Annotated in this window: 1 protein-coding gene; it reads left to right on the top strand. The window is 65.3% G+C overall.

Annotation, left to right across the window (positions count from 1 at the left end; genetic code table 11):
- Positions 1-118: 118 nt before the first annotated feature.
- The coding region (locus A9Q02_RS07740) for a hypothetical protein (protein ID WP_216361467.1) at positions 119-880 on the top strand (762 nt) is incomplete at its 3' end.

The raw sequence follows: 880 nt of genomic DNA, 5'->3' as shown, positions 1-880 counted from the left end.
GGGTTTAAGGGCGGACAGAAAATATGTGTTCTTTTGGCCGATTCGGACGACATGTGACAACATGAGGCGGTTCGCGTATGCTGGAATAATTCACCACCAACCTACGGAGAACCGCCTCATGCCCAGCATACGCCATATGGAGCGCGCTGTCGATAGCCTGCTGACCTCGAGCGAGGTGGCGCTGCCTCTGCGCACGCGCCGCCGCCTATTGTTTTTCATCCTGGGGATCCTGCTGAGCGGCACCCTGGTGCTGCGTCGCATTGCGAGCACCCATGCGTACCTGACGCCTCAGACGACGTGCGCGGCCAGCCATGAACGGCGGCTGCGGCGGGTCATCAACGACCCGCTCATGACCTGGGAGCGGAGCTATGCGCACGTGGTGCGACGCATGCTGGCGCGTCATCGGCCGCGACGCTGGGTCGTTATCATTGATGAAACGGCTCAGGCGGAACACCTGCGCGTCCTGGCGGCCGCCGTCTGGTATCGCGGACGTGCCATCCCGCTGGCCTGGCGCTGCTGGCCTGGGCAGACCAAGCAGACGGTCAGCTATTGGGCGCGCTGTGGGAGCCTGCTCGCCATGGTGCGCGAGGTGCTGCCTCCCGGTGCGTCGGTGGTCGTGGTGGCCGACCGGGCCTTTGGCTGTCCGGTCTTCACCGACCAGGTGACGCGGTATGGCTGGGATTGGGTGGTGCGCGTCCAGAACCAGACTCGCTGGCAGGACCGCTGCGGACGCGAGGCTCAACTGCGCCACCTGGTGCAGCACGCAGGCCAGCGGTGGAAAGGCCGGGGAAACATCTTCAAGGGCGAAGGCTGGCGCACGTGCAGTGTCGTCGTGCTGTGGGGGCAGCGTCACCGCGATCCGCTGCTGCTGGCGAGTAGC

The organism is Candidatus Chloroploca asiatica, assembly GCF_002532075.1.
GTDB lineage: Bacteria > Chloroflexota > Chloroflexia > Chloroflexales > Chloroflexaceae > Chloroploca > Chloroploca asiatica.
The sequence above is the reverse complement of the archived record's forward strand: the minus strand, read 5'-3'. Positions and strand labels throughout refer to the sequence as shown.